27 protein-coding genes are annotated in these 25,954 nt (G+C 62.0%); 16 read left to right on the top strand and 11 right to left on the bottom strand.

Translation table 11 applies throughout. The features are described 5' to 3' along the window. Window positions 1-213: transposase (locus MESCI2_RS0113365; RefSeq protein ID WP_024505362.1), on the top strand; the 213-nt coding region annotated here is incomplete at its 5' end. Window positions 214-363: 150 nt separating this feature from the next. Here MESCI2_RS0113365 and rpsI read toward each other — a convergent pair. The 3 genes from rpsI to MESCI2_RS0113350 all read right to left on the bottom strand — a co-directional run bounded on the left by rpsI (window position 364) and on the right by MESCI2_RS0113350 (window position 1,975). Then, complete coding sequence (gene rpsI / locus MESCI2_RS0113360; RefSeq protein WP_023810272.1) at window positions 364-846, bottom strand: 30S ribosomal protein S9; 483 nt, start codon at window positions 844-846, stop codon at window positions 364-366. A 1-nt stretch (window position 847) separates the two neighbouring features. Beyond that, a complete protein-coding gene (rplM, locus tag MESCI2_RS0113355; protein ID WP_013532205.1) occupies window positions 848-1,312 on the bottom strand; it encodes a 50S ribosomal protein L13 in 465 nt (154 codons plus the stop codon). 282 nt (window positions 1,313-1,594) lie between these two features. Further along, the gene (locus tag MESCI2_RS0113350; RefSeq protein ID WP_050596550.1) at window positions 1,595-1,975 is read right to left on the bottom strand and encodes an SRPBCC family protein; all 381 of its coding nucleotides are present in this window, start codon (window positions 1,973-1,975) and stop codon (window positions 1,595-1,597) included. Window positions 1,976-2,088: 113 nt separating this feature from the next. Between MESCI2_RS0113350 and MESCI2_RS0113345 the strand changes: the two genes are divergently transcribed. After that, on the top strand, window positions 2,089-2,673 hold the full coding sequence (locus MESCI2_RS0113345) for a TetR/AcrR family transcriptional regulator (RefSeq protein WP_032900703.1): 585 nt from the start codon (window positions 2,089-2,091) through the stop codon (window positions 2,671-2,673). Here MESCI2_RS0113345 and MESCI2_RS01000000134640 read toward each other — a convergent pair. Next, window positions 2,624-3,139, bottom strand: coding sequence for a PaaI family thioesterase (locus tag MESCI2_RS01000000134640; RefSeq protein ID WP_197031541.1), 516 nt, complete (start codon window positions 3,137-3,139; stop codon window positions 2,624-2,626). The genes MESCI2_RS0113345 and MESCI2_RS01000000134640 overlap by 50 nt on opposite strands. Before the next feature lie 152 nt (window positions 3,140-3,291). On the opposite strand from MESCI2_RS01000000134640, the gene MESCI2_RS0113335 reads away from it, so the two are divergent. From MESCI2_RS0113335 to MESCI2_RS0113310, 6 genes are all read left to right on the top strand, one after another. Next, window positions 3,292-4,113: an enoyl-CoA hydratase gene (locus tag MESCI2_RS0113335; RefSeq protein ID WP_027037039.1), complete on the top strand. Its 822-nt coding sequence runs from the start codon at window positions 3,292-3,294 to the stop codon at window positions 4,111-4,113. A gap of 10 nt (window positions 4,114-4,123) precedes the next feature. Further along, on the top strand, window positions 4,124-4,546 hold the full coding sequence (locus tag MESCI2_RS0113330) for a VOC family protein (RefSeq protein WP_027037038.1): 423 nt from the start codon (window positions 4,124-4,126) through the stop codon (window positions 4,544-4,546). Continuing rightward, a complete protein-coding gene (locus tag MESCI2_RS0113325; RefSeq protein ID WP_027037037.1) occupies window positions 4,546-5,328 on the top strand; it encodes an AAA family ATPase in 783 nt (260 codons plus the stop codon). Before MESCI2_RS0113330 ends, MESCI2_RS0113325 begins: the two co-directional genes overlap by 1 nt. Continuing rightward, window positions 5,325-5,846, top strand: coding sequence for a CoA-binding protein (locus MESCI2_RS0113320; protein ID WP_027037036.1), 522 nt, complete (start codon window positions 5,325-5,327; stop codon window positions 5,844-5,846). Before MESCI2_RS0113325 ends, MESCI2_RS0113320 begins: the two co-directional genes overlap by 4 nt. A 226-nt stretch (window positions 5,847-6,072) precedes the next feature. Next, entirely contained in the window at window positions 6,073-7,353 is a 1,281-nt protein-coding gene (locus MESCI2_RS0113315) for an O-acetylhomoserine aminocarboxypropyltransferase (protein ID WP_027037035.1), read from the top strand. A gap of 95 nt (window positions 7,354-7,448) precedes the next feature. Further along, a complete protein-coding gene (locus MESCI2_RS0113310) occupies window positions 7,449-7,796 on the top strand; it encodes a cupin domain-containing protein (RefSeq protein ID WP_027037034.1) in 348 nt (115 codons plus the stop codon). A 55-nt stretch (window positions 7,797-7,851) separates the two neighbouring features. Here MESCI2_RS0113310 and MESCI2_RS0113305 read toward each other — a convergent pair whose 3' ends face one another. Continuing rightward, window positions 7,852-8,736, bottom strand: a complete 885-nt coding sequence (locus MESCI2_RS0113305) for an AraC family transcriptional regulator (protein WP_027037033.1) — start codon at window positions 8,734-8,736, stop codon at window positions 7,852-7,854. 272 nt (window positions 8,737-9,008) lie between these two features. Then, window positions 9,009-10,259: a cytochrome P450 gene (locus MESCI2_RS0113295; protein ID WP_027037032.1), complete on the bottom strand. Its 1,251-nt coding sequence runs from the start codon at window positions 10,257-10,259 to the stop codon at window positions 9,009-9,011. A 103-nt stretch (window positions 10,260-10,362) separates the two neighbouring features. Between MESCI2_RS0113295 and MESCI2_RS0113290 the strand changes: the two genes are divergently transcribed. Continuing rightward, window positions 10,363-11,469 (top strand): NAD(P)/FAD-dependent oxidoreductase, encoded by a 1,107-nt coding sequence (locus tag MESCI2_RS0113290; RefSeq protein ID WP_027037031.1) that lies wholly within the window; start codon window positions 10,363-10,365, stop codon window positions 11,467-11,469. A 12-nt stretch (window positions 11,470-11,481) separates the two neighbouring features. On the opposite strand, the gene MESCI2_RS0113285 is transcribed toward MESCI2_RS0113290, so the two are convergent. Beyond that, window positions 11,482-12,072, bottom strand: a complete 591-nt coding sequence (locus tag MESCI2_RS0113285; RefSeq protein WP_027037030.1) for a hypothetical protein — start codon at window positions 12,070-12,072, stop codon at window positions 11,482-11,484. Between the two features lie 338 nt (window positions 12,073-12,410). Here MESCI2_RS0113285 and MESCI2_RS0113280 point away from each other — a divergent pair, with 338 nt between their 5' ends. From MESCI2_RS0113280 to MESCI2_RS0113265, 4 genes are all read left to right on the top strand, one after another. After that, on the top strand, window positions 12,411-13,040 hold the full coding sequence (locus tag MESCI2_RS0113280; protein ID WP_027037029.1) for an ATP-dependent Clp protease proteolytic subunit: 630 nt from the start codon (window positions 12,411-12,413) through the stop codon (window positions 13,038-13,040). 297 nt (window positions 13,041-13,337) lie between these two features. After that, window positions 13,338-14,612 (top strand): ATP-dependent Clp protease ATP-binding subunit ClpX, encoded by a 1,275-nt coding sequence (clpX, locus tag MESCI2_RS0113275; RefSeq protein WP_023759839.1) that lies wholly within the window; start codon window positions 13,338-13,340, stop codon window positions 14,610-14,612. Between the two features lie 307 nt (window positions 14,613-14,919). Beyond that, window positions 14,920-17,331, top strand: a complete 2,412-nt coding sequence (lon, locus tag MESCI2_RS0113270; RefSeq protein ID WP_027037028.1) for an endopeptidase La — start codon at window positions 14,920-14,922, stop codon at window positions 17,329-17,331. 298 nt (window positions 17,332-17,629) lie between these two features. Then, a complete protein-coding gene (locus MESCI2_RS0113265; RefSeq protein WP_006201846.1) occupies window positions 17,630-17,902 on the top strand; it encodes an HU family DNA-binding protein in 273 nt (90 codons plus the stop codon). Window positions 17,903-18,101: 199 nt separating this feature from the next. Here MESCI2_RS0113265 and MESCI2_RS0113260 read toward each other — a convergent pair whose 3' ends face one another. Continuing rightward, window positions 18,102-19,124, bottom strand: a complete 1,023-nt coding sequence (locus MESCI2_RS0113260; RefSeq protein WP_027037027.1) for an aldo/keto reductase — start codon at window positions 19,122-19,124, stop codon at window positions 18,102-18,104. Between the two features lie 176 nt (window positions 19,125-19,300). Here MESCI2_RS0113260 and MESCI2_RS0113255 point away from each other — a divergent pair, with 176 nt between their 5' ends. Beyond that, complete coding sequence (locus tag MESCI2_RS0113255; RefSeq protein ID WP_081738711.1) at window positions 19,301-19,861, top strand: SIS domain-containing protein; 561 nt, start codon at window positions 19,301-19,303, stop codon at window positions 19,859-19,861. 3 nt (window positions 19,862-19,864) lie between these two features. Continuing rightward, window positions 19,865-20,608 (top strand): creatininase family protein, encoded by a 744-nt coding sequence (locus MESCI2_RS0113250; protein WP_027037025.1) that lies wholly within the window; start codon window positions 19,865-19,867, stop codon window positions 20,606-20,608. Between the two features lie 169 nt (window positions 20,609-20,777). Here the strand turns inward: MESCI2_RS0113250 and MESCI2_RS0113245 are convergent, their stop codons facing one another. The 3 genes from MESCI2_RS0113245 to MESCI2_RS0113235 all read right to left on the bottom strand — a co-directional run bounded on the left by MESCI2_RS0113245 (window position 20,778) and on the right by MESCI2_RS0113235 (window position 24,596). Next, a complete protein-coding gene (locus MESCI2_RS0113245; protein WP_027037024.1) occupies window positions 20,778-21,695 on the bottom strand; it encodes a carbohydrate ABC transporter permease in 918 nt (305 codons plus the stop codon). A gap of 26 nt (window positions 21,696-21,721) precedes the next feature. Then, complete coding sequence (locus tag MESCI2_RS0113240) at window positions 21,722-22,843, bottom strand: carbohydrate ABC transporter permease (protein ID WP_027037023.1); 1,122 nt, start codon at window positions 22,841-22,843, stop codon at window positions 21,722-21,724. A gap of 88 nt (window positions 22,844-22,931) precedes the next feature. Beyond that, window positions 22,932-24,596: an ABC transporter substrate-binding protein gene (locus MESCI2_RS0113235; protein ID WP_027037022.1), complete on the bottom strand. Its 1,665-nt coding sequence runs from the start codon at window positions 24,594-24,596 to the stop codon at window positions 22,932-22,934. A 289-nt stretch (window positions 24,597-24,885) separates the two neighbouring features. On the opposite strand from MESCI2_RS0113235, the gene MESCI2_RS0113230 reads away from it, so the two are divergent. Beyond that, a complete protein-coding gene (locus MESCI2_RS0113230) occupies window positions 24,886-25,944 on the top strand; it encodes an ABC transporter ATP-binding protein (protein WP_027037021.1) in 1,059 nt (352 codons plus the stop codon). Window positions 25,945-25,954 lie beyond the last annotated feature (10 nt).

Raw genomic sequence — 25,954 nt, 5'->3', positions numbered from 1 at the left:
CGGCTGACCGCATGGGGCAAGGCTATCTACCGCCGCCGCAAGGAGACCGTCGAGCGCTCCTTCGCCGACGCCAAGCAACTGCATGGTCACCGCTATGCGCGGTTCCGAAGTCTCACCAAGGTCGCCTGCCAGTGCCTGCTCGCCGCCGCCGCACAAAACATCAAGAAGATCGCCCTTTGCCTGTGCCCGAAGCCCAAGTCGGCCCGCACATGAGGCCCAACGCCTCCTGTCAAAATCCCCTGACACAAACAGTCCAAGACACTTCAATCACATAACAAAAAAACCCCGCCGAAAATCGACGGGGTTTGTCAGCAGTCTGAGGCCGCCCGGAGGCGGCCTTTCGACAATGCAGTTGCGTAACGCTTAGCGCTTCGAGAACTGGAAGCTACGACGGGCTTTCGCCTTGCCGTACTTCTTGCGCTCGACGACGCGGCTGTCGCGGGTCAGGAAGCCGCCCTTCTTGAGCACGGCGCGCAGCGTCGGCTCGTAGTAGGTCAGCGCCTTGGAGATGCCGTGACGCACGGCGCCCGCCTGGCCGGAGAGACCGCCGCCGACAACGGTCGCGACGATGTCGTACTGGCCGGCGCGGTTGGAGGCGATGATCGGCTGGTTGAGGATCATCTGCAGGACCGGACGCGCGAAATAGGTCGCGAATTCCTTGTCGTTGACGATGATCTTGCCGGAACCCGGCTTCACCCAGACGCGCGCAATGGCGTTCTTGCGCTTGCCGGTGGCATAGGCGCGGCCCGACTTGTCGAGCTTCTGGACGTGGACGGGGGCTGCCGGCTGGGTATTGGTGTTGCCGGTGGCGGCGCCCAGTTCTGCGAGCGAGGAAAGCTCAGCCATCTTATGCGACCTTCTTGTTCTTGGCGTTCAGCTTGGCCACGTCGAGCACGACGGGCTGCTGGGCGACATGCGGATGCTCGGCGCCTGCATAGACGCGCAGGTTCTTCATCTGGCGACGGCCGAGCGGGCCACGCGGGACCATGCGCTCAACGGCCTTCTCGACGACACGCTCGGGGAAACGACCCTCGAGCAGCTGGCGCGCGGTGCGCTCCTTGATGCCGCCGGGGTGGCCGGTGTGCCAGTAATAGACCTTGTCGGTGAACTTCTTGCCGGTGAACACCACCTTGTCGGCATTGATGACGATGACGTTGTCGCCGTCGTCGACATGCGGGGTGAAGGTCGGCTTGTGCTTGCCGCGGAGATGATTGGCGATGACAGTGGCCAGGCGACCGACGACGAGACCTTCGGCGTCGATCAGGATCCACTTCTTCACCACATCCGCAGGCTTCTGCGAAAAGGTTGTCATGTTTTCTGCTTTCGGTTCGGACCTTCACGAGGGAAGGCGTTTCTTGTTGCTTGGATTGGCGAAAAGCGCTTGCCCGCCGCCAATAACAAAACGGCGGCCTTTGCGGGCCGCTGCTTCGTGAGGGGTTTATAAGCGAGGGTGAGGGCGCGCGTCAAGGCTGAAATTGCCGGAGTATTCCTAAAAGGCTATGCAAAAACAATGGGATACCGGTGCGGTATTATAATACCTCGAGAAAAGAACGTTCCGGAGCATGGCCGGAACGTTCTTTGACCGGTCCAGTCTTCAGTTGGCTCTTTCGAGCGAGCGGCGGATCTCCGGCGCAATTTGGTCCATCGCCGCGGCAAGCCAGCCGCAGAGTTCGTCCGGTGAGGTGTCATGAATCCACACCAACCGGCTGCGTCCATTGTTCTCTGCAAAGACCTGCATGGAGGTGTTGTCGTGCGATACCTCTTCTCCTTCCCACGCCCAGACGATGCGGCGTGCCTGTTCGTCGCGGGCTATAAGCCTCTCCCGCACGACGTTGCCGTCGGCGAAGGTCATTTGCCGCAAGTCGGGCTCGATCAACCGGCAATCCACGAAAATATCTGGCGTTGTCAGTCGCGGCCCTTCGGCGAAGTTGCCGACGGTCTGCCAGACCTTCTCAGGCGATGCGTCGACTATCATTTCCCTGATAACTGATCCCACTTTGGCACCTCTCGTTTAAGAGCAGACAGGTTTGTCTACTAGACAAGTCTGTCTGTATGGCGGAAGAGGGTCGACGTCAAAGGGTATTCGATATGGTGGACCACGCTACTGACATCGGCCGGGCGAGTGCTGCGCGCAGCCGCATACTTGATACAGCCACGAACCTGTTCTACGCCGAGGGCGTGCACGCGGTCGGCATCGACCGGATCATCGCCGAGGCAGGCGTGGCCAAGGCCACTTTCTACAAGTACTTTCCAGCCAAGGACGAACTCGTCCGCGCGTACATTCAGAACCAAAGCCGGCAAGGGAGGGCCATGATCGACAAGATCAGCGCGCGATCGGCGCGGGATTCGATCCTGGCTATCTTTGATCTTGTTGCGGACGCCGCCGCCCAGCCTGGCTACCGCGGCTGCCCGTTTCTGAACGCTGCCGCCGAATATCCCGATCAGAGCCATCCGGTACGGCAGGCGATCGATGAGCATAGGCAATGGAAGCGTGACCTGCTGCGCGGCCTGCTTGTGGCCGACGGCAGTTCGGATTCCGAAACCACCGCCGATATCCTCACCGTTGCCAGCGATGGGCTGCTCATCGCCAGTCACCTCGATAGGCCTGCCAACTTGCGGCGCCTCATTCTTGAGACGGTTCTGCAAATCTTGGGACCGCTGGCGGACAAATAGTTGGCGGTAGGAATTCGGCTAACGGCTTCGGCGGGATCGAATAGGTGCCGGTGGCGTGCGCCACCGTGCGCCCGTCTGGGCCGGCGACGATGTCGATGTCGAACACCATCAGGCTCTTTCCGAGCTTCAGGATGCGGCAATGGCCATCGATCGGCCCAGCCTCGGCCTTGCGGACGAAGTTGATGTCGAGGTTGACGGTAACAGAAAGCGCATCCGGCCCGGCATGGCTGAGCACGCAGACATAACCACCGATGTCGGCCAGCGTGAACAGCGACGGGCCGGATACGGTGCCGCCGGGACGCAGGTGCCGCTCGCCGGCATTGAGCCGCACAATACAGCCGCCCGGGAAAACGTCGATCGCCTCGTAATATTTGAACTGCTCATTGAGTTGCGGATAGACGGTGTCCATCAGCGCGTTGACTTGTTGCGCGGTCAGCACCGGCTTCAAATTGGTCTGTGCGGGCATGTCGGGTTCTCGTTCTTGTGTGTACCTGTATGAGCGCAGCGCGGCATTTCTGGCAACCTTCGTGCCCTGGCGCAAGCGATGGGTGTTGGACGAAATCCGATCCGGTATTAGATACTCTGACAGCCTCGAGCGGAATCGCGGAGACCTGATCCATGGCCGAAATCCTTGCCATCAAGCCTGCCGCCGTTGAAGGTCCGGTTGTTGCACAACTGGACAAGGGCGTGCTGCGCCTAACGCTTGCCAATCCGCCCGCCAACGCGCTGTCGCTGGCGGTGATGGCGGCGCTGACGGCCGAACTCGAGCGCGCCAAGGCCGACAAGGCCGTTCGCGTCATCGTCTTGTCGGCGGCCGGCAAGGTGTTCTGCGCCGGCCACGATCTCAAGGAAATGACGGCGCGCCGCACTGATGCCGATCATGGCAAGGCCTTCTTTGCGGAGACGTTTGCCGCTTGTGCGACGCTGATGCAGGCCATCGTGCGGCATCCCTTGCCTGTCATCGCCGAGGTTGACGGCCTGGCCACCGCCGCCGGGCTGCAGCTGGTCGCCAGTTGCGACCTGGCGATCGCCTCACATGAGGCGACCTTCTGCACGCCGGGCGTCAACATCGGTCTGTTCTGCGCGACGCCCATGGTGGCGCTGTCGCGCAACGTCTCGCGCAAGCATGCCATGGAGATGCTGCTGACCGGAGAGACGATCGATGCGGCGACCGCCAAGGAGTTCGGCCTGGTCAACCGCGTCGTGCCGCGCGAATACCTGAATCAGATCGTCACCAAATACGCGCAAACCATTGCTTCCAAATCATCTCTGGTGGTCAAGACCGGCAAGGAGGCGTTTTACGCCCAAGCTGAAATGGGCCTGGCGGACGCCTATGCCTATACCGGCCGCATCATGGTCGAGAACATGTTGGCGCGCGACGCGGAGGAAGGCATCGGCGCCTTCATCGGCAAGCNCAAGCCGGAATGGAAGGACGAGTAAGGAGAACGTCATGGAACCGCGCATCTCCATCATCACCATCGCCACCGACGATCTCGACCGCGCCGTGCGCTTCTACGAGGCGATGGGCTTGAAGCGGCATGCCGGCATCACCGACGGGGTCGCCTTCTTCCAGATGGGCGGCGTCATCCTCGGCCTGTTCCCGCGCGCCAGCGCAGAAGAGGATTCCGGCATCGCCTTCGCCGCGGCGCCATCGGCGGTCTACCTCGCCTACAACACCCGTTCCGACGCCGAAGTCGACGACGTGCTCGCCAGGGTGGAAAAAGCCGGCGGCCGCATCGTCAAGCCGGCCGGCCGCGCCTTCTGGGGCGGCTGGTACGGCTATTTCGCCGACGCCGACGGGCATATCTGGGAAGTGGCGCATAATCCGGCCTTTCCGATCGCGGAAGACGGCACGATTTCGCTGCCTGGCTGATGGCCCATCGCAAGCAGCTGACGCGGCTCAAGGCTCCCTATCTGAAGCGCATTCTGCTCGATGCCGTGCGGGTCGAGGATTGGGAAAAATATCCATGGAACCTGCCGCTGTTTCGCGGCCATGAGTTCGAACTCGAATTCACCACGCCGATCACCATCATCGTCGGCGAGAACGGCACCGGCAAATCGACGCTGCTCGAGGCGATCGGCGCGCTGGCCGGCTACGATGAAGCCGGCGGCGGCAAGGGCTACCGGCCGGTCGACCATTCCAGCGCCATCGACAAGAGCGGTGCCGCGCTGGCCAACGCATTTCGCGGCCATTGGCTGCCGAAAGTCACCGCCGGCTGGTTCTTCCGAGCCGAATCCTTCTATTCCGTGGCGCGCTATCTCGATCAGGCGGCGCTGGAAGATCCGTTCAGACCACCGCCGCCGGACTTCCTGTCCTGGTCGCATGGCGAGGGTTTTATCCGCTTTTTCGAGGAGCGCTGCCGCAGGCAAGGCATCTATATCCTCGACGAGCCCGAAAGCGCGCTGTCGCCGACACGTCAGATCGAATTGCTCAAGATGCTGCGGCGCATGGACCAGTCGGGCACCGCGCAAGTGATCATGGCGACGCATTCGCCGCTGCTGATGGCTTGCCCCGGCGCGCGGCTGTTCCGCATCAGCCGGTTCGGGCTGGAACCCGCCGACTTTCGTGATACGGACCACTTCCGCATGCTGCGCGATTTCAGCAATGACCCGGATGGTTTTCTCGACGAGGCGTTGTATGAGGACGAGGCATGAACCACGATAGCTACGACAACGCCTACATCGCGGGCATCCTCAATTCGGCGAAGACCATCGCCATGGTCGGCGCATCCGCCAACGATGTGCGGCCAAGCTATTTCGTGCTGAAATATCTGCTAGCCAAGGGATTTTCGGTGTTTCCGATCAATCCTGGCCAGGCCGGCAAGGAGATCCTCGGCCGGATGACCTATGCGAGGCTCGCCGATATTCCCGAGCCAATCGACATGGTCGACATTTTTCGTGCGCCGGCGGCGGTGCTTGGCATCGTCGATGAGGCGTTGCGGCTCGATCCCTTGCCGAAAGTCATCTGGATGCAGCTTGGCGTGCGCCATGACGAGGCAGCCGCCCGCGCCGAAGCCGCCGGCATCAAGGTGGTTATGAACCGCTGCCCCAAGATCGAATATGGCAAGCTGTCCGGCGAGATCGGCTGGACTGGCGTCAATTCCGGCGTGCTGTCGTCGAAGAAGCCGGTGATGCGCTCTGGCTTCCAGAGTTTTGGCGTGCGCCAGAAGTAGGGCACGTCGCTCAAAAGTGCGCGGCGGTTTTGGGATAACGACGTGCACCAAAAGCAAGGCCTGATGCGCAATGCGCCTTGGGCGCAAAATTATTCCTTAGACCGGTGCATTTTCTCGGGCCTCGGCCGCAGATCGTTCGCCGAAGGGCATTTTCTTCTTTGCATTCGCGCCCGGGCTTCGCCAAGAATGCCCGGCGATTTCAAGAGTTTCAAAAGGGAGGTTTTCAGTGACCCGCACGCCAGGTTTCAACACGCTCGCCGTCCACGCCGGTGCCAAGCCCGATCCGGCGACCGGCGCGCGCGCCACGCCGATCTACCAGACGACCTCCTTCGTCTTCGACGATGCCGATCATGCCGCCTCGCTGTTCGGGCTGAAGGCCTTCGGCAACATCTACACCCGCATCATGAATCCGACCCAGGCGGTGCTGGAAGAGCGCATGGCCGCCCTCGAAGGTGGCACGGCGGCACTCGCGGTCGCCTCTGGTCACGCCGCGCAGGTGATCGTGTTCCACAATCTGATGCAGCCGGGCGACAATTTCGTCGCCGCCAACAAGCTCTACGGCGGTTCGATCAACCAGTTCGGCCATGCCTTCAAGAATTATGGCTGGGAGGTGCGCTGGGCCGACACCAACGACATCTCGACCTTCGAAAGCCAGATCGACGACAGGACCAAGGCGATCTTCATCGAGAGCCTCGCCAATCCGGCCGGCACTTTCGTCGACATCGAGAAGATCGGCGACATCGCCCGCAGGCACGGTCTGCCGCTGATCGTCGACAACACGCTGGCCTCACCCTACCTCATCCGGCCGATCGAGCACGGCGCCGACATCGTCGTCCATTCGCTGACCAAATTCATCGGCGGCCATGGCAATTCGATCGGCGGCGCCATCGTCGATGGCGGTACCTTCGACTGGTCGAAGTCGGGCAAATATCCGATGCTGTCGGAACCGCGCCCCGAATATGGCGGCCTCGTCCTGCACGAAACCTTCGGCAATTTCGCCTTCGCCATTGCCGCGCGCGTGCTCGGCCTGCGCGATCTCGGCCCGGCGATCTCGCCCTTCAACGCCTTCCTCATCTTGACCGGCCTGGAGACCTTGCCGCTTCGCATGCAGCGCCACTGCGACAACGCCGTGACGGTCGCCGCCTGGCTGTCCAACCACCCCAAGGTTGCCTCGGTGAACTATCCTGGCCTGCCCAGCGACAAGAACAACGCACTGCAGAAGAAGTACTCACCGCTTGGCGCCGGCGCCGTGTTTACCTTCGCTCTCAAGAGCGGCTATGACGCCGGCGTGAAATTCGTCGAGGCGCTCGAACTGTTCTCGCACCTAGCCAATGTCGGCGACACCAAGTCGCTGGTCATCCACCCGGCTTCGACCACGCATCGCCAGCTTTCCGACGAGCAGAAGGTCAAGGCCGGCGCAGGACCGGACACGGTGCGGCTGTCGATCGGCATCGAGGACGTCAACGACATCGTCGCCGACCTCGAACAGGCGCTCGCCAAGGTCTGATCCTTTTTACCCTCCCCCTTGTGGGGAGGGTCGGCGCACAGCGCCGGGGTGGGGGTGAGCCGGCTCAACGCCGGCTCTTTTCATGGAGGCAAGTCTTGTCCACGCATTACCTGACAATAGAGACTGCCAGTGTCGAGCCTGAATCTGGCACGCCGGCGCCGGATCGGCTGATCTCGGGCGATCCCAAATTCCGCACCTGGAATGTCGAGGAGCGGGACGGCGGCCTCTACGCCGGTATTTGGGAATCGACCCCCGGTAAATGGCGCATCGTCTATGACGAGTGGGAGTTCTGCCACATCCTGTCCGGCGTTTCGGTGGTGACGGAGGACGGTGGGCAGGCGCGCACCGTCAAGACCGGCGACAGCTTCGTGCTCAGGCCCGGCTTCAAGGGCAGCTGGGAAGTGCTTGAAACGACCCGCAAGGAATACGTGATCAAGCTCTGATCTCGCATCGCCACGCTTCTCGCGATCGGAAGGGACAAGCCGCTGTCCTGCAGAGCTATTTGAGCGGCAGAAAGAGTTCAAGCACCACTTCATAGACCGACCTTTCCGGGAAGAAGGACAGCCGTCGTTGGCAATAGATCGGAAAGTCGCGTGCTTCCTCGCCGCTGGCCGGAAGCCATTCACGATAAAGGTAAAGTGCTGCGGGTTCGAGATTGTTGGTATTGCCGGGATAGCGCAGCACCGCGCAGCGTCCGCCGGGAATCACGCCAGCCTTCATCTGCGCGTCATTCGCCTCGATCGGCCGGTCGGTCCCGGCACAAATGTCCATGCTGTAGTCAGCCGGGACCGCGGGCTCCCTTTCGGAACGGAAGATGTTGAAGGTCGGGCTTGTCTCGGGCGACAAGCCCGCGGCCTTACGCCAGGCGATGAACCGCTGGATGGTGTCCTGGAGCGTCGCCCGGTCTCCGCGGTGCTCCATGATCGCCACCGGCGTCGGGGGCACATCGCGGATCGTCACGTCGTCGTGTTCAAAGATTATCTGCATGAGCGTGTTCCTTGCTTTTTCGAGGGGCCCGAAGGCCATGAGCCACGACCCCCAGTCGGGAGATTTCCGGAACGACGAGGGCGATTGCCCGAACCGTTGCCGAAAGGCGCGGGCGAAGGCATCCGGCGCGTCGTAACCGGCATCCATGGCTATGTCGGTGACGCTTTGGGCGTCACTTTCGGCAAGTCTGTACGAAGCACGCTTCATGCGGGCGAGCTGGACATAGCGATGCACGGACACCCCGAAGGTGGACGTGAACTGCCGGTGGAAATGGTATTTCGAGAACGCCGCGACACCGCTCAACGCCTCCAGCCCCAGATCGTCATCCAGATGCTGGTCTATATGGTCCAGCACCCGCTGCATTCGAGCCTGGTAGTTTTCAAGTGCGGCCTTCAACGTCTCTTTCTCCGTGACGACACCAGTTAGGCCTTTCCGGATATGTCGCGCTCGACCGATCTTGCGATTTGGCATGGATCAACAGGGGCTGCCAGCAACGGCCTTCAGGCTCTCCCCCAAGCTTGTGCTGCCTGCTATGACTATTTCGCTGGAACTGGCTGAGATAGCTTCCGGTGCCTTGTCGTGGAAGGGCATGTCGTAGGCGGTCCGGTGAGCAGACCTTGTGGTTGCGGCTGGCGCCATGGTGAAACAGGCCGGCGGCCCAGCGGTACTCAAAAGCCGACGGCGAGCGTTTCCAGCCCATGGAAATGGTAAGTGTCCCGAAAGCGCGCCTCTTCGGCAAGATGCAGCTTCGGGTGCCGTTCGAACAGGGTTTTCAGCGACACCTGCAATTCGAGCCGGGCGAGCGGCGCGCCGATGCAGAAATGGATGCCGGCGCCGAAGGAAACGTTCTTCTGGTCCGAACGGCCCGGCTGGAAGGCGAGGGGATCGGCGAAGGCGCGTGGGTCATGATTGGCCATGCCCAGCAGCAGCCCGATCGTCTGGCCCGGCTGCACGACGATACCGGGCGCGACCTCGATCTCCTGATAGGCATAGCGCGCGAACATGTGCAGCGGCGCGTCGAAGCGCAGGCATTCCTCGACCGTTGCCGCGGTCGCTTCGGGCGAACCGAAGAAGCGGCTGACATCGCCGCCTTGCAAAAGGATCGAGCGGACGGCATTGCCGGTCTGGTGCACGGTCGCTTCATGGCCGGCATTGAGCAGCAAGATCGCCGAGGACACCATCTCGTCCTCCGACAGCCTCTCACCGTCCTCCTGCGCCGAGATCAGCAGCGACAACAGGTCGTCGCCGGGGTTCTTGCGCCGCTCGGTGACGTAGCCTCGCAGGAAATCGGCAAATTCGCCGGCCGCACGGTTGGCCGTCTCCTCGGTTTCGCGCGTACGGCCATGGATATACATGGCAACCATCTGGTGCGACCAGTCGAGCAGTTGGGGCCCCATTTCGACCGGCACGCCGAGCATTTCGGCAATGATGGTGATCGGCAAGGGCGCCGCGAAAGCAGGCAACAGGTCGACCGTCTTGCCTGGTTCGAAACGGTCGATCAGCTCGTTGGCCAAAGCCTCGACACGCGGCCGCAGCCGTTCGACCTGGCGCGAGACGAAGGCGCGGTTGACCAGTGTTCTCAGCCGCGTGTGCACCGGCGGCTCCAGTTCCAGCATCGAATTGGCTTCGATGCCGTCGAAGGCCCTGAGATGGCTGCGGTCCTGTCCAATGCCGCGGCTGTCTGGAATGCCGGCCGGGTTCTGCCGGCCGAAGCGGCGATCGCGCAGCAGCCGGTTGACGTCGTCGAAACCGCCAAAGCACCAGAAGCCGAATTCTTCCCAGAAGAATGCACTCGATACGCCATGCAGGAAGGCATAGGCATCATAGGGGTTCTGAAAAAAAGCCGGGTCATGCGGGTCCAGCCGCAGCCGACGGGTGGCTGGATCAAATGCCAGGGTGGGCGGCGTCAATTTGCTCATGCTGGACCAATAGCGCGGCTTGCCAGCTTGGTTCCAGACCGTATGTTGGCGCCCGCAACCCAATGCGTTGAGCCAGCCAACCGGCTGCGGAAAGTCTGATTTGATGAATGTGATCGTTGTCGGGGCGGGTATCGCCGGCCTCTCCACCGCGTGGTCGCTGGTCAAGGCGGGTCACAGCGTTTCGATCGTCGAGCAAGGGCCGATCCCAAACCCGCTGGCCGCGTCGGGCGACCACCACCGCATCATCCGCCGCGCCTACCGCGCGGGGACCGGCTACGGCCGGCTGATCACCGAGGCCTACCAGGCCTGGGACGAGATGTGGGCCGATCTCGGCGAAAACCATCTCGATCCCAGGGGATTTGTCTGCATTTCGCGCGAGCCGGGCGACGAGGCCGAGGAATATCGGGAGGGCCTCGAACAAGGCAATTTTCCGTTCGAATTGCTGGAGCCGGATGCAGCCGTGAAACGCTGGCCGTTCCTCGAGCCCGGCTCGTTTCGCTACGCCTATTTCTCGACCGAAGGCGGCGCCCTGCATTGCCGCAAGATCGCCTCCGGCCTGGCAAAGTGGCTGCGCGCCAATGGCGCCAATGTCTACGAAAATAGCAAGGTCGTCGAAGTCGACGCCGAAGCCGGCCACATCGTGCTCGAAAGCGGTGAGACCATGCAGGCCGACCGTATCGTTGTCGCCGCCGGCGCTTGGGTGCTGAAACTGTTTCCGGAGTTGGACGGCGAACTGAAGACGTATCGAACCGCGCTTGCCTATGTCGAACCGCCCGCCGACCTCAAGGCGGCCTGGCGGGCGGCGCCGGTCATCCTCGATGTCGGCGGCGCGATCGACGGCTATGTGATCCCGCCCTCGGGCGGCGCCGGCATGAAATTCGGGTCCGGGCTGCACAGGGTGCCGACCAGCGACGCCGACTGGAACCGGCAGCCGGTGGCGGGCGAGGGCGAGGCGATCCGCAACCTGTTTTCGCCGCCGATCGCCCGCATCGCGGACTATCGGGTGACCGAGGTCGTCACCTGCGCCTACACTTTCACATCAGATGAAAAATTCATGGCGCATGAAAAGGGCAAATGCCTTGTTGTCTCGGCATGCTCCGGCCACGGCTACAAGTTCGGCGCGGCGGTCGGCAGGCGCGTTGCCGCTGCTGTCGGCGACGGGGATGTCGCCGGTCTGAAGGCATGGCTGCGGGCGGAGGTTGTCGCCTGACCGCTTCCCAGCCTAATCCTGGCAGTGCCTGGGAATATGCACGCGCCGCCAGCTGGAAGACCCTTCGCGAACCAGCACACGACGCGCGACGGTCTGGTAGGAGGCGGGGACATCGATGACGCGCCTTTGTTCCGGCCGCACCAGCACCTCCTGGGCGATCCTATCGTATTGCGCCGGGATGACGACGCGCCGCGTGCGTTCGGGCTGGATCACCACGGTTTTGGCAACACGTTCGTAGCGCGCCTTGTGCCAGACCTTGCACAGCACTTTGCGGCCATGGATGACGCGCCATTCCCAGGAATAGCCGCCGCCATCGACCCGGACCGTGCGGTAGACGGTGCGGGTGACGGCCGGTACGATCTGGTAGGTCACTTGCGCCGGAACGGTCATCACGACTCGCTCGCGCGTGCCATAGATAGGGGCGATATAGTCGACCTGCTGACCGGGCGGACTGATCATCACGTCTTCATAGACCGTGTCGTAGACGGCCGGACTGCGGACCGGCTCAAAACATTCCACGGCGCGGCCGCCAGCCGTCGTCTGCGAAATCGTGCCGAGCACGGTCAGCGCGGCAATGGTGAAGCATGCGGTTTTCCCGGGCATGACACTCCCCTGTTGAACTCTACGCATAAGCTCAACGTTGAATTGTAGAGGAAGCCGTTTCCGAGAAAAGCGATTTCGGCGCATTTCGTTAAGTGACGCGGTTAAGAAACTGCTACCTTGCGGGGCCGGCCATGCGGCTCCGGACCCGCGGAGGCATCCGCCGCCCGCGAATCCTCGGTCAGAAAGCTTGATTCGACTTACCCAGATGGCTAGGAGGGGTCGGCCTTGCACAAGGATGAGCCGGCATCCTATTTACGGAATAACGATCCAGAACCGATTCTGCCCGATCTGCCGGCATTGCCGGCGCCGGAATCCCACCGCGAGATAAGAGATATCTGATGAAGAACCCCGTCGAAACCTACATGAACCTCGTTCCGATGGTGGTCGAACAGACCAATCGCGGCGAGCGAGCCTACGACATTTTCTCGCGCCTCCTCAAGGAGCGCATCATTTTCATCACCGGTCCGGTCGAGGACGGCATGGCGACGCTGGTCTGCGCGCAGCTTTTGTTCCTCGAAGCCGAGAATCCGAAGAAGGAAATCAACCTCTACATCAATTCGCCGGGCGGCGTCGTCACTTCGGGCATGGCGATCTACGACACCATGCAGTTCATCAAGCCGGCCGTGTCGACGCTCTGCATCGGCCAGGCGGCTTCGATGGGCTCGCTGCTCCTGACCGCCGGTCACAAGGACATGCGCTTTGCCACGCCGAACGCCCGCATCATGGTTCACCAGCCTTCCGGCGGCTTCCAGGGTCAGGCATCCGACATCGAGCGCCATGCCATGGATATCGTCAAGCTGAAGCGTCGCCTCAACGAGGTCTACGTCAAGCATACCGGCAAGAGCTACGAAGAGATCGAGAAGACGCTCGACCGCGACCATTTCATGACCGCCGACGAAGCCAGGGATTTCGGCCTCATCGACAAGGTCATTTCGTCGCGCGAGCCGCCTGAAGGCGTCGTGGCATAAGGGCTTATTGGCAGTTGGATGGCGGCATCACGCGCTTTTGGTGTGTCTTGCGGCATTTCGGCCACAATTGGCTGTTCCCTCGGGGGACAGGATTGCCTACGTTAAGGCTATGTTGAGTTTCGGCGGCTTAGCTTTATGCGGGGTTGTCGCGAATCATTGCCACGTTTTCTGATTTGTGTTTCGTACGGAATGCGTTGCGGGAGCCGGGACACACTGGCGGCGGCGGATTCCCGCGATAGATAGAGTATGCGCCCTTTCAGCCAGACCATCGGCGGGCGGCCATGAAAGGACATGAAAATGAGCAAGGTCGGCAACAACAGCGGCGATTCCAAGAACACGCTTTACTGCTCGTTTTGCGGCAAAAGCCAGCACGAAGTGCGCAAGCTGATCGCCGGTCCGACGGTCTTCATCTGCGACGAGTGCGTCGAACTCTGCATGGATATCATCCGTGAGGAGAACAAGACCTCGATGGTGAAGTCGCGCGAAGGCGTGCCGACACCGCAGGAGATCCTCAAGGTTCTCGACGACTATGTCATCGGCCAGCCCTACGCCAAGCGCGTGCTGTCGGTGGCTGTCCACAACCACTACAAGCGCCTCGCGCATGCCGGCAAGAACAACGATGTCGAACTGGCGAAGTCCAATATCCTGCTGATCGGCCCGACCGGTTGCGGCAAGACGCTGCTCGCGCAGACGCTGGCCCGCATCATCGACGTGCCGTTCACCATGGCTGACGCAACGACGCTGACCGAAGCCGGTTACGTCGGCGAGGACGTCGAGAACATCATCCTGAAGCTGCTGCAGTCGGCCGACTACAATGTCGAGCGCGCCCAGCGCGGCATCGTCTACATCGACGAAATCGACAAGATTTCGCGCAAGTCGGACAATCCCTCGATCACCCGCGACGTGTCGGGCGAGGGGGTGCAGCAGGCGCTCCTGAAGATCATGGAAGGCACCGTCGCCTCCGTGCCGCCGCAGGGTGGCAGGAAGCATCCGCAGCAGGAGTTCCTGCAGGTCGATACAGCCAACATCCTGTTCATCTGCGGCGGCGCCTTCGCCGGGCTGGACAAGATCATCTCGGATCGCGGCCGCAAGACGTCGATCGGCTTCGGCGCCATCGTCGCTTCGCCCGAGGATCGCCGCACCGGCGATGTTTTCCGTCTGGTCGAGCCCGAGGATCTGTTGAAGTTCGGTCTTATCCCCGAATTTGTCGGCCGTCTGCCGGTCCTGGCGACGTTGGAAGACCTTGACGAACCGGCGCTGATCCAGATCCTGACCGAGCCGAAGAACGCGCTGGTCAAGCAGTATCAGCGGCTGTTCGAGATGGAGAATGTCGACCTGACTTTCCACGAGAACGCTCTTTCGGCCATCGCCAAGCGCGCCATCGAGCGCAAGACCGGCGCGCGCGGCCTGCGTTCGATCATGGAAGCGATCCTGCTCGACACGATGTTCGAGCTTCCCGCACTCGAAGGCGTGCGCGAAGTGGTGATTTCGGAGGAGGTAGTCACCGGCAGTGCCCGGCCGCTCTACATCTACTCCGAGCAGAAGGAAAAGAAGGGCAATGTCAGCGCCTGACATGAGCCCGCAGCGAAGTTCTGAAACGGCGCCGCAAGGCGCCGTTTTGCTGTCGCACCGGGGTTTTGCGCGGCATACGGGCTGGGCGTCGCAAATGTGCCACTCGTGGACGGGTTGGAAGTGCGGATTTGGACACGCCCCTTGATCTTTGGGGGTCGTGCATCCAACTAACTGGAGAAGGCCGAGGTGCCCGATTTGTGTGCTGTAAAACTCCCGTCACAAACGGTGGTAGGCGGAACGATCCCCGGTCGTTAATATAAGATTCGCGGTTGGCTCAATTAGCGGCCGCGACATGAAAGGTTGGACAATGGCCAAAGTATCCAAGGCACCCAGCGACGGCGTCTTCGCAGTTCTCCCACTGCGCGACATCGTGGTGTTTCCGCACATGATCGTTCCGCTCTTCGTCGGGCGTGAGAAGTCGATCAAGGCGCTGGAAGAGGTGATGGGTCAGGAAAAGCAGATCCTGCTTGCCACCCAGATGAATGCCGCCGACGACGATCCCGAGCCCGATGCCATCTTCGACATCGGCACGCTCGCCAATGTGCTGCAATTGCTCAAGCTGCCCGACGGCACCGTCAAGGTTCTGGTCGAAGGCGCTTCGCGTGCGAAGATCGTCTCGTTCACCGACCGTCCCGACTTCCACGAGGCCCGCGCCGCGGCGCTGGTCGAGCCGGAAGAGGAAGAGGTCGAGGTTGAGGCGCTGGCGCGTTCGGTCGTCACCGACTTCGAGAACTACGTCAAGCTGAACAAGAAGATTTCGCCGGAAGTGGTGGGCGCTGCCAGCCAGATCGACGACTATTCCAAGCTCGCCGACACGGTTGCCTCGCATCTCGCCATCAAGATCCCTGAGAAGCAGGAAATGCTGGCCACGCTCTCGATCAAGGAGCGGCTGGAAAAGGCCATGGGCTTCATGGAAGCCGAAATCTCCGTCCTGCAGGTGGAGAAGCGCATCCGCTCGCGCGTCAAGCGCCAGATGGAGAAGACGCAGCGCGAATACTACCTCAACGAGCAGATGAAGGCGATCCAGAAGGAGCTCGGCGAAGGCGAGGACGGCCGCGACGAGGCCGCCGAGATCGAGGCGCGCATCAAGAAGACCAAGCTCTCCAAGGAGGCCCGCGAAAAGGCGGAAGCCGAGTTGAAGAAGCTCCGGACGATGTCGCCGATGTCGGCTGAATCGACCGTCGTGCGCAACTATCTCGACTGGATCCTGTCGATCCCGTGGGGCAAGAACTCCAAGGTCAAGCAGGACCTGGCTTTCGCGCAGAACGTGCTCGACACCGATCATTTCGGCCTCGACAAGGTCAAGGAGCGCATCGTCGAGTATCTCGCCGTGCAAAGCCGCCAGAAGAAGCTGAAGGGGCCGATCCTGTGCCTCGTCGGCCCTCCCGGCGTCGGCAAGACCTCGCTCGGCAAGTCGATCGCCAAGGCTACCGGCCGCGAATTCATCCGCATGGCGCTTGGCGGCGTGCGTGACGAGGCCGAGATCCGTGGCCACCGGCGCACCTATATCGGCTCGATGCCCGGCAAGGTCATCCAGTCGATGAAGAAGGCCAAGAAGTCCAACCCGCTCTTCCTGCTCGACGAGATCGACAAGATGGGCCAGGATTTCCGTGGCGATCCGTCATCGGCGTTGCTCGAGGTCCTCGATCCGGAACAGAACTCGACGTTCATGGACCATTACCTCGAGGTCGAATACGACCTGTCGAGCGTGATGTTCGTGACGACGGCGAACACGCTGAACATCCCGGCGCCCTTGATGGACCGCATGGAGATCATCCGTATCGCCGGCTACACCGAGGACGAGAAGATCGAGATCGCCAAGCGGCACCTGATGCCGAAGGTGATCCGCGATCACGCGCTGCAGCCGAAGGAGTTTTCCGTCGGTGAGGACGCGATCCGCGCCATCGTCCAGACCTATACCCGTGAAGCGGGCGTCAGGAGCCTGGAGCGCGAGCTGATGAAGCTCGGGCGCAAGGCGGTGACCGAGATCCTGAAGACGAAGAAGAAGACGGTGAACATCACGGCGGCGAACCTCGCCGATTACCTGGGTGTTGAGCGCTACCGCTTTGGCCAGGTCGAGGCTGACGATCAGGTCGGTGTCGTCACAGGTCTTGCCTGGACGGAAGTCGGCGGCGAACTGCTGACGGTCGAAGGCGTCATGATGCCCGGCAAGGGCCGCATGACGGTGACCGGCAATCTGCGCGACGTGATGAAGGAATCGATTTCGGCGGCGGCCTCCTATGTCCGCTCGCGCGCCGTCGATTTCGGCATCGAGCCGCCGCTGTTCGACAAGCGCGACATCCACGTGCACTTGCCGGAAGGCGCCACGCCGAAGGACGGCCCGTCCGCGGGTGCTGCCATGGCGACAGCCATTGTGTCGGTACTGACGGGTATTCCGGTCCGGGCGGATGTGGCGATGACCGGCGAGATAACGCTTCGCGGCCGCATCTTGCCGATCGGCGGGCTCAAGGAGAAGCTGCTCGCCGCACTGCGCGGCGGCATCAAGAAGGTGCTGATCCCGGAAGACAATGCCAAGGACCTGGCGGAGATTCCGGACAATGTGAAGAACGGTATGGAGATCATTCCGGTCTCACGTGTCGGCGAGGTGTTGCGCCACGCGCTGGTGCGTATGCCGGAGCCGATCGAATGGGTCGAACCGGTCAATCCGCCGGCCGCGACAGACAGTGCCGACGACGCTGGAAAGTCCCTGGCGCATTAGAGCGCCGTGCGTCCATCTGGACGCACAAGGACGCTCTAACGCTCAGACTTGCGTATGGCCCCTTTCGGAAAACCGGCTACGGTTTTCGGGGCTGTGCGACGGTTTTCGCCAAGGTTGCAGTGCACAAACAGAGAGCCGGGCCTAGCGCCCGGCTTTTTCATGTGAAAAACCCAGCATTTCCGGGCTTTTTCCGCTTTTTTCCTGCCTTTTCGACTTGGTTGCGGCAACGCTTCTTTCTAAAGTCCGTTTCCTGCCGGATGAGTCGTTAGTTCCGGTGTTCTCATGGAAGGGAATTTTTATGAACAAGAACGAACTGGTGTCCGCTGTCGCCGACGCCGCGAGCATTTCGAAGGGTGACGCGCAGTCGGCGGTCGATGCGGTATTTTCCGTGATCACCGGCGAACTGAAGAAGGGCGGCGATGTCCGGCTTGTCGGCTTTGGCAATTTCACCGTGTCAAAGCGTGCGGCGTCGACCGGCCGCAATCCTCAGACCGGCGCCGAAGTGAAGATCCCGGCGCGTACCGTGCCGAAGTTCTCGGCCGGCAAAGGCCTCAAGGACGCAGTCAACTAAGCGTTTTTTCTTTTCAGAGACCTCAGAAAAGCCGGGCTTGCCCGGCTTTTCATTGTGGCGCCCTACGCGGGTACATGCGACCAGAAAAGCCGGGCTTGCCCGGCTTTTCATTTTCGTGACCTACGCACGTACACGCGACCAGAAAAGCCGGGCTTGCCCGGCTTTTCATTGTCCCGACGCTGACGCGATGGCGGCGATGCTATGCGGTCGGCGCCTCGGCGCGCATCAGGCCTTCCTGCTTGAGATCGGCCCAAAGCGCTGCCGGCAGTTTCGCATCGAGCAGCGAGCGATTGCTCTCGACTTCGCTCGGCCGCTGGCCACCGGGGATCACCGAAACGACCGAGGGATGCAGCAACGGGAATTTCAGGGCGGCCTCGATCAGCCTGACACCATGACGCTTGCAGACGCTTTCGATGCCGGCGACCCGCTCGAGAATGTCCTTCGGCGCTTCGGAGTAATTGTAGTAGGCGCCGGGCTTCGGTCCGGTTGCCAGGATGCCGGAATTATAGGGCCCGCCGAGAACGATGCCGATGCCGCGTGCCTGGCAGAGCGGCAGGAAGGATGTCAGCGCCTCCTGTTCCAAGAGCGTATAGCGCCCGGCCAGCAGGAACAGGTCGAAGTCGCCGCGCTCAGCCAGCGTCTGCGCGACCTGCCACTCATTGATGCCGCCACCGAACGCCTTGATCACGCCCTGGTCGCGCAGCGACAGCAGGCCGTAATAGCCCGAGCGCATAAACTCCTCGATGCGCCGGTCGGAGGCCTCCTTGCTGCCGTGCGTGAAGATGTCGACATCGTGCACGAAGAGGATGTCGATCCGGTCGACGCCGAGGCGCTCAAGCGAGGCTTCGAATGAGCGCATGACACCGTCATAGCTGTAGTCGTACACCTCGCGGCGTGATGGCGTGTCGAAGAACTTGCCGATGCCGGTGCGCTCTTCGGGCGGGCAGGCGCGCATGATGCGGCCGACCTTGCTCGACAGCACATAGTCGTCGCGCTTCTTGCCGCGCAGGAACGGGTTGAGCCGCGTTTCCGACAGGCCGAGCCCATAGAGCGGCGCGGTGTCGTAGTAGCGGCAGCCGGTCGCCCAGGCGGCCTCCAGCGTGGCGTTGGCGTCCTCGTCGGAGACGGCACGGTAGAGGTTGCCGAGCGGCGCCGTGCCGAAGCCGAGCTCGGTGAAACTGATGCCGCCATTGCCGATGCGGTCGAAATGCCGTGTCTTCATATGCTGCCGTTTGCCTCGCTTGATTTGTCTGACATGACACTATCATGCCTGTGATCAGGCAAAAGCATCGCTGCGCGTTGGACACGCATTTTCGCGGTTGCTAGCATGAACGAAATCAAGCTGTTCGTGGCAGCAAGGGCGCAAATCCCAGGGGTGATTTTGATGGCAGGATCGCGGTGAGCGACAAGAGCAAATTCGAGGCCGCGCTTGACGAACTGGGTGGCGTGCTGGCGCGCATCGACGAAAGCCGGATCGACGCCGCCTGCAAAATGCTGACCGGCGCGCGACAGATCGTCGTCTATGGCTGCGGCCGCGAGGCCTTGCAGGTCAAGGGCTTTGCCATGCGGCTCTACCATTTGGGCCTGCCGGTTTCCGTGGTTGGCGACATGAACACGCCGCCGTTGGGGCAGGGCGATGTCTTCCTGGTCAGTTCCGGGCCGGGAGAGACCTCGACCGTGCTGACCCTGATGCAGGTCGCGCGCCAAGCAGGTGCAACCAATCTCCTGCTGACCGCCCAGGCCGAAGGCAGCGCGGCGAAGCGCGCCGATTTCACCCTGCTCATTCCCGCGCAGACCATGGCCAACGATCAGGGGGCGCAAAAAACATCGGTCCTGCCGATGGGCTCGGTGTTCGAAGGCGCGCTGTTCCTGCTGTTTGAAGTGATGGTGCTGAAGCTCAGGGAATTGACTGGCGCGTCGCCCGAAGCGATGCGCGCCCGCCACACCAACATGGAATAGATCATGCGCTACGAACTGATGCTGCCACACCAGATCCGCAGGGCGATCGCTGAGAATTGGCCGGTCGCTCTGCCGCTCGGCGTGCTCGAATACCATGGCGAGCACATGGCAGTCGGCATGGACACGCTGGCCGTCGTCAAGACGTTGGAGCTGTTCGAAAAGGAAAAGGACATCGTCATCCTGCCACCTTTCTACTACGGTGCTGCGAGCTATGCGGTGGCACCGCCGGAAGGCAGCGGCTCGGTGCAGGTCGGCGGCAATGCGCTGGCGCCGTTCGGCGAAGAACTGTTCTACAGCCTGCTGCGCATCGGCTTTCGCAACATCCACGCCATCATCCACCACCAGACCGAGAACTTTGCCGCCGGCATGCCGACCGATCTGGCGTTCAAGACCGCCGGCCGCCAGGCGATCTTCCGTTTCCTCGAAAAGGAACGCGGCGAGGGCTGGTGGGGTGCGCAGGCGATGGCCGACTACTATTCCGGGCACGCCGCGGGTGAAAATTTCTTCAACTGGGTGCAGGTGCATCCGCTGATGTCGGCTGACATGAACGGCAAGTACCCGTTCGATCATGCCGGCATCGGTGAGACCTCGCTGATGCTGGCGCTATGCCCGGAGGCTGTCGATGCCGCGCACTTCGCAGATAACAAGAGCTGGTATACGGCGAGCGCCAAGGATGCTTCGGCCGAGCTTGGGCAGAAGGGTGTGGCGATGATCCTGGATCATCTGCGGGAGATATTGAGCGGCTAGCGCGGTTCTTCCTTCTCCCCCTGTGGGAGAAGGTGTCGCCGAAGGCGACGGATGAGGGGTGTTCCAGGGAACGCAAACGTCTCACTTCGCTGGAACACCCCTCATCCGTCTCGGCGCTGCGCGCCGATCCACCTTCTCCCACAGGGGGAGAAGGCAAGAAGGGGCCCTGCTACTTCACCGCTCCGGCGGTCATGCCCATGATCAGATAGCGCTCAAGCGCGATGCCGATGACCGCCAGCGGCGCGATGGCCGCTGTCGCAAGTGCCGCCATCGACCACCAGTTGATGCCTTGCGAGCCGGTCTGGCTCGCCACCATGACGGGAATCGTCTTGGCGTCGGTCGAGGTCAAAAGCGCGGCGAAGAAATACTCGTTCCAGCACAGCACCATCGCCAGGATGAAGGCGGCGACCATGCCCGGCAGCGCGATCGGCATGACGATGCGGAAGAACGCGCCCCAGATCGACAGCCCGTCGACCAGGGCTGCTTCCTCAAGTTCGACGGGAATCGAATTGAACTGGTCGCGCGTGATCCAGATGACGATCGGCAGCACCATCAGCGTGTAGAGCAGGATCAGCCCGATGCGCGTGTCGAGCAGGCCGACTTCCCGGTAGAGCACCAGGAAGGGCAGCGCCAGCACCACCGGCGGCAGGATCAGCTGCGACAGGAAGAAAAACGAGATGTCTTCGTTCTTGAACCAGGCGAAATGGTAGCGATAGCGGGTGAGCCCGTAGGCGGCGAGGCTGCCGATGACGATGGCAAGGCTCGACGCGCCGACCGAGGTGATCACCGAATTCATGAAGCGCTTGAGGAACTCCTCGCGCACCGTCGAGGTCTGGAAGATCGAGTCCGGCGACAGGCCCAGCGAACGCCAGCCTTTCCAGTCCGGCTGGAAGTCGACGAAGGGGATGAGATGGCCCTGCGTGACGTCGACCGCAGTCTTGAACGAGGTTGTCACCGTCCAATAGATCGGGAACAGGCAGATGAACGCCCAGAAGGCCAGCGCCCCATAGATGAAAACGCGGCTGGCGAGGAAGCTCGCCGGCGAGCGGATTTCCGAGGCGACATATTCGGTGGTCTGAACGCTCATCGGGCTCAATTCACCCCCATCTTGCTTTAGTTGACATTGCGGACAAAACGGTTGGCGAATTTCAACAGCCACGTGACGAACACGACGATGATCACCAGATAGGCCATCGCCAGCATGGTTCCGTAGCCGACATTCGAGCGGTCGCGATATTCGCGGTAGATGAAGCTCGACACGGAATCGGTGGCGCCGCCCGGGCCGCCCGACGTCACCGTGATGATGATGTCGGCAAGCTTCAGCTTGAAGATGATGCGCAGGATCACCGCCGTCACCGACACCGGCAGCATCAGCGGGAAGGTGACCTGCCAGAAGGTCTGCCACGCATTGGCGCCGTCGACGCGTGCGGCCTCGAGCACTTCGCGCGACATCGCCTGCAGCCCGGCCAGCAGCATGATCATCATGAATGGAATGAAGGTCCAGGCATCCAGTATCATGATCGATATGCGCGCGATGATCGGATCGGAGAAGAAGGCCGGATTTTCCCAGCCGAGATGGCGCGCCAGCGTTGCGGCCGGTCCGAACCTGTATTCCATCAGCGATTTGCCGATCATCCACGACACCGCGACCGGCGACAGCATCAACGGCATCAGGAAGACGACGCGGAAGAATTTTCGCGCCCGGATCTGGGCGTTGAGGAGCAGCGCCAGGCCAAAGGCAATGACATATTCGACCGCCACCGCCAGCACATAGAGCACCATGTTGAACAGCGCATTGCGGTAGTAGGGATCGGCCAGCATCTGCCAGAAATTGTCGAGCCCGTTGAACTTGCGGCCACTGAAGGAACTGAGGTTCCAGTCGGTGAGCGCGATGTAGAAACCGAACAGCGTCGGGAAGATCACCATGGCGATGGTGAACAACAGCGCCGGCAGCAGGAACAGGGCACGCTGGCCGTCTTCGCCGCGCGTCAGCACCTGGCCGATGCCGATCGCCACGCCCCACAGAACATAGGCATAGACGACGGGGCGCCAGGTCTCGAAGCCGATCGCATCGGCGCTGCCCTTGTAGAGGATCTCCAGCACGATCGTCGCCAGCAGGCCAAGCGTCGCAACGGCCATCAGCGCCCGGCCAAGGCGTTTGCGGCCTGGAGAGATCAGATCGGAAGGGCCGGCATCTGCCGGCCACGGGTTCGCGGTCGAAGTCTGGTCAGCCACAAATCTCGCCCGTTTGAAGGCTCTCGAGGAGCCGGAGCCGGTCTAAAGTGGTCCGGCGTTGCCGCCGGACCACGGTTCATAGGCCAGCCTACATGCCGAGCGAAGCTTTGTAGAGCTTGATCTGGTTGTCGCGGCCGATCTGGTCGGTCAGTTTCTCCCAGGCCGCCGCGATGGCGTCGGCGCCTTCCTGCGCCTTCATCTTGCCGGCGAAGGTGTTGGCCAAAATATCCTCGGCGGCGCTGTAGTACTGGAAGATGCCGGGGATGCGTGGCTCGATTGCCGCGTTCGGATGGTTGTAGCTGTCGGATTCCGACTTGAGGTAGGAGGTGATGAAGGCCTCGTCGTAGCCGGCCGCCACCCATTCGGGAATGTCGAAATGCGAGTTGCGGTAAGGCTGGAAGCCCGACGGATACATCGCCGTCCAGATCGACAGGTCCTTGCCGCCGAGATGCGCGGCGGCGGACCATGCCGCCTTCTTCTTCTTCTCGTCGGCATCGACGCGGGCCATGACATAGACACCCCAGCCGAGATAGGCGCAGTTGGGCGCATAGTTCGGGCCGCTGGCGAGCTTGTCCCAGGCGCCGGTCTTCGCATTATAGACATCGTCGGAGCCCGGCAGGATCGAGAAGCCGGTGACGTCGCCGACGACGGAAGAGTCGTTGGTCTTGACGTTGGAGCCGACGTCGCCCCACCAGGTGACCATCGAGCCGGTGCCGGCCAGGAACTGCTGGAAGGCGGTCGTGTTCGGATCGGCGTTGATCTGGTCCGCGGGTTCGGAGGGCAGCGCGTCGATGACGTCCTGGATGGCGCGCACCCAGGCCGGATTGTTGACGCGCGGCTTCATCGTGTCGGCGTCGAACAGCCAGGCCTTGTCGTCGGGGTGCTTGGCATAGGCGGTGGCGCGGCTGCCAAGGAAATAGAAGCCGAAGCCGCCCCAGGGCTTTGGCGCGTCGAGATAGCCATAGACGTCCTGGTCCTTGAGCTTCTTGCCCTTGAGGAACTTGGTCACCGCCTGAACCTGCTGCCAGGTCTTCGGCACGCCCCATTCACCTTCGCCGCCGCCGTCCTTCCAGGCCTTGGCGAGGTCGGCATCGGCGAACACGTCGGTGCGGTAGTTGAAGTTGTGCGCGTCGCCGTCGACGGTCACGCGGTATTGCTTGCCGTCCCAGGTGCCGACCGGCGGCTTCAGATAGCTGACCAGATCGTCGAAATCGATCTGGGTCTTGACCCAGTCGGGCATTTCCGACGTCAGGCCCTTGCCGCAGACATCGCCTTCGAACGGGGCGCCCATTTCGATGATGTCGAAGTCGACGGTGCCGGTGGCGATCGACTGCTGCAGGCGGGCGTTGTAATCGGCCTGCGCCAGGTCGATCCAGTTGATCTTGGCGCCGGTGTAGGTCTCCCATGGCTTCAGGAAGCCGCGGAACAGCACATTGTGCAGGTTCTGGTTGTTGAGACCCATGAAGGTCAGTTCGACGCCGGCGAATTCGCCTTCCTTGACATTGGCCTTGGTGGCTTCGATGCAGAGTTCACCGACTTTCTGGAAGTCGGCGTCCGTCGGCTGGCCTTTGCCGACGCCGGGGATCTGCAGGATTTTTGTGCGCAATTCGCTCGCCGCGGAGGCCGGGCGCGTCAAGGCGCCAAGTCCGGCGCCGGATGCGGCTGCGATCGCGGCCATGCTGGCCGCGCCCTTCAATATGTCACGCCTTGTGGCGCCGGCTCGAACCAGTTTGTCGTAAAGACCCGTTCTCATCGCCTATTCCTCCCAGAACATCAGTGTGAATAAATCGGCCAACTGTCGGACGCCGGAGCGCCAACGATGCTCCCGTTTCGGAAACGAATTAGGCAGGACCCCACCCTGCGTCGATTGAGGTTCCGATTGCGGATCGGGTGCCGACATTTTGACCAGCGCCTGCCACTATTCTCACAACCCGACGCCGTGTCAACGAGAGCGGGTTTTTATCTATAAGGGACCGACTTGCCCTGGCAGGTCGCGTTGGTTAGCTTCTGCGCCTACGGCTAATGGAGCCGATGGGGGAGACATGGCGCAAGTCGCGATCAGCAAGGTGGCCAAGGCCTTTGGAACGGTCAAGGTTCTGCACGAAGTCAGCGTCGATATCGCAGACGGACAGTTCGTGGTGCTGGTTGGCCCTTCGGGTTGCGGCAAGTCCACGCTGCTCAGGATGGTGGCCGGGCTGGAGACCGTCTCCGCCGGCACGATTGCCATCGGCGACCGCGTCGTCAATCATCTGCCGCCAGCCAAGCGCGACATCGCCATGGTGTTCCAGAACTATGCGCTCTATCCGCACAAGACGGTCGAGCAGAACATGGCCTTTGCGCTTAAGCTGCGGAAAACCGATCCGGCCGTGGTCGCAGAGCGGGTCAAGCGCGCCGCCGATATCCTCGACCTCAATCCCTATCTGAAGCGCTATCCCCGCCAGCTTTCCGGCGGCCAGCGACAGCGCGTGGCCATGGGCCGCGCCATTGTGCGCAATCCGCAGGTCTTCCTGTTCGACGAGCCGCTGTCCAATCTCGACGCCAAGCTGCGCGTGCAGATGCGCACCGAGATCAAGGAACTGCACCAGCGGCTGAAGACCACCACCATCTACGTCACCCACGACCAGATCGAGGCCATGACCATGGCCGACAAGATCGTCGTCATGCGCGACGGCCGCATCGAGCAGGTCGGCGCGCCGCTGGAACTGTTCGACCGCCCGGCCAACCTGTTTGTCGCCGGCTTCATCGGCTCGCCGTCGATGAACCTGCTCAAGGGCGTCATGCGCAAGGGCGACAAGCCCGCTGTCGACATCGCGGGCACGCTGTTCCCGATCGCATCGGGCAATGCCGCACAGGACGGTCAGGCGGTCGTCTATGGCGTGCGACCGGAGCACCTCGAGATCCATCCCGACGGCGTGCCGGCGAAGATTTCGGTGGTCGAGCCGACCGGCTCGGAAACGCTGGTGTTCCTGCGCTTCGGCGAAGGCGAGATGGTGGCGCTGTTTCGCGAGCGTCACGACTTCAAGCCGGGCGATACGCTGAAGCTGAAGCCAAGGCTCGACCAGATCCATCTTTTCGACGCCGAGACCGGCAAGCGTCTCTGATCCCAACTCA

This window comes from Mesorhizobium ciceri WSM4083 (genome assembly GCF_000519305.1).
In the GTDB taxonomy this organism is placed as follows: Bacteria; Pseudomonadota; Alphaproteobacteria; order Rhizobiales; family Rhizobiaceae; genus Mesorhizobium; species Mesorhizobium ciceri_B.
The sequence above is the reverse complement of the archived record's forward strand: the minus strand, read 5'-3'. Positions and strand labels throughout refer to the sequence as shown.

Coding starts and splice junctions, on each gene's coding strand:
- clpX (WP_023759839.1), top strand. CDS start 13,338: ATGAGCAAGGTCGGCAACAACAGCGGCGATTCCAAGAACACGCTTTAC.
- rplM (WP_013532205.1), bottom strand. CDS start 1,312: ATGACAACCTTTTCGCAGAAGCCTGCGGATGTGGTGAAGAAGTGGATC.
- MESCI2_RS0113345 (WP_032900703.1), top strand. CDS start 2,089: ATGGTGGACCACGCTACTGACATCGGCCGGGCGAGTGCTGCGCGCAGC.
- MESCI2_RS0113320 (WP_027037036.1), top strand. CDS start 5,325: ATGAACCACGATAGCTACGACAACGCCTACATCGCGGGCATCCTCAAT.
- MESCI2_RS0113330 (WP_027037038.1), top strand. CDS start 4,124: ATGGAACCGCGCATCTCCATCATCACCATCGCCACCGACGATCTCGAC.
- lon (WP_027037028.1), top strand. CDS start 14,920: ATGGCCAAAGTATCCAAGGCACCCAGCGACGGCGTCTTCGCAGTTCTC.
- MESCI2_RS0113325 (WP_027037037.1), top strand. CDS start 4,546: ATGGCCCATCGCAAGCAGCTGACGCGGCTCAAGGCTCCCTATCTGAAG.
- MESCI2_RS0113230 (WP_027037021.1), top strand. CDS start 24,886: ATGGCGCAAGTCGCGATCAGCAAGGTGGCCAAGGCCTTTGGAACGGTC.
- MESCI2_RS0113290 (WP_027037031.1), top strand. CDS start 10,363: ATGAATGTGATCGTTGTCGGGGCGGGTATCGCCGGCCTCTCCACCGCG.
- MESCI2_RS01000000134640 (WP_197031541.1), bottom strand. CDS start 3,139: ATGCCCGCACAGACCAATTTGAAGCCGGTGCTGACCGCGCAACAAGTC.
- MESCI2_RS0113235 (WP_027037022.1), bottom strand. CDS start 24,596: ATGAGAACGGGTCTTTACGACAAACTGGTTCGAGCCGGCGCCACAAGG.
- MESCI2_RS0113295 (WP_027037032.1), bottom strand. CDS start 10,259: ATGAGCAAATTGACGCCGCCCACCCTGGCATTTGATCCAGCCACCCGT.
- MESCI2_RS0113245 (WP_027037024.1), bottom strand. CDS start 21,695: ATGAGCGTTCAGACCACCGAATATGTCGCCTCGGAAATCCGCTCGCCG.
- MESCI2_RS0113280 (WP_027037029.1), top strand. CDS start 12,411: ATGAAGAACCCCGTCGAAACCTACATGAACCTCGTTCCGATGGTGGTC.
- MESCI2_RS0113285 (WP_027037030.1), bottom strand. CDS start 12,072: ATGCCCGGGAAAACCGCATGCTTCACCATTGCCGCGCTGACCGTGCTC.
- MESCI2_RS0113250 (WP_027037025.1), top strand. CDS start 19,865: ATGCGCTACGAACTGATGCTGCCACACCAGATCCGCAGGGCGATCGCT.
- rpsI (WP_023810272.1), bottom strand. CDS start 846: ATGGCTGAGCTTTCCTCGCTCGCAGAACTGGGCGCCGCCACCGGCAAC.
- MESCI2_RS0113350 (WP_050596550.1), bottom strand. CDS start 1,975: ATGATAGTCGACGCATCGCCTGAGAAGGTCTGGCAGACCGTCGGCAAC.
- MESCI2_RS0113265 (WP_006201846.1), top strand. CDS start 17,630: ATGAACAAGAACGAACTGGTGTCCGCTGTCGCCGACGCCGCGAGCATT.
- MESCI2_RS0113260 (WP_027037027.1), bottom strand. CDS start 19,124: ATGAAGACACGGCATTTCGACCGCATCGGCAATGGCGGCATCAGTTTC.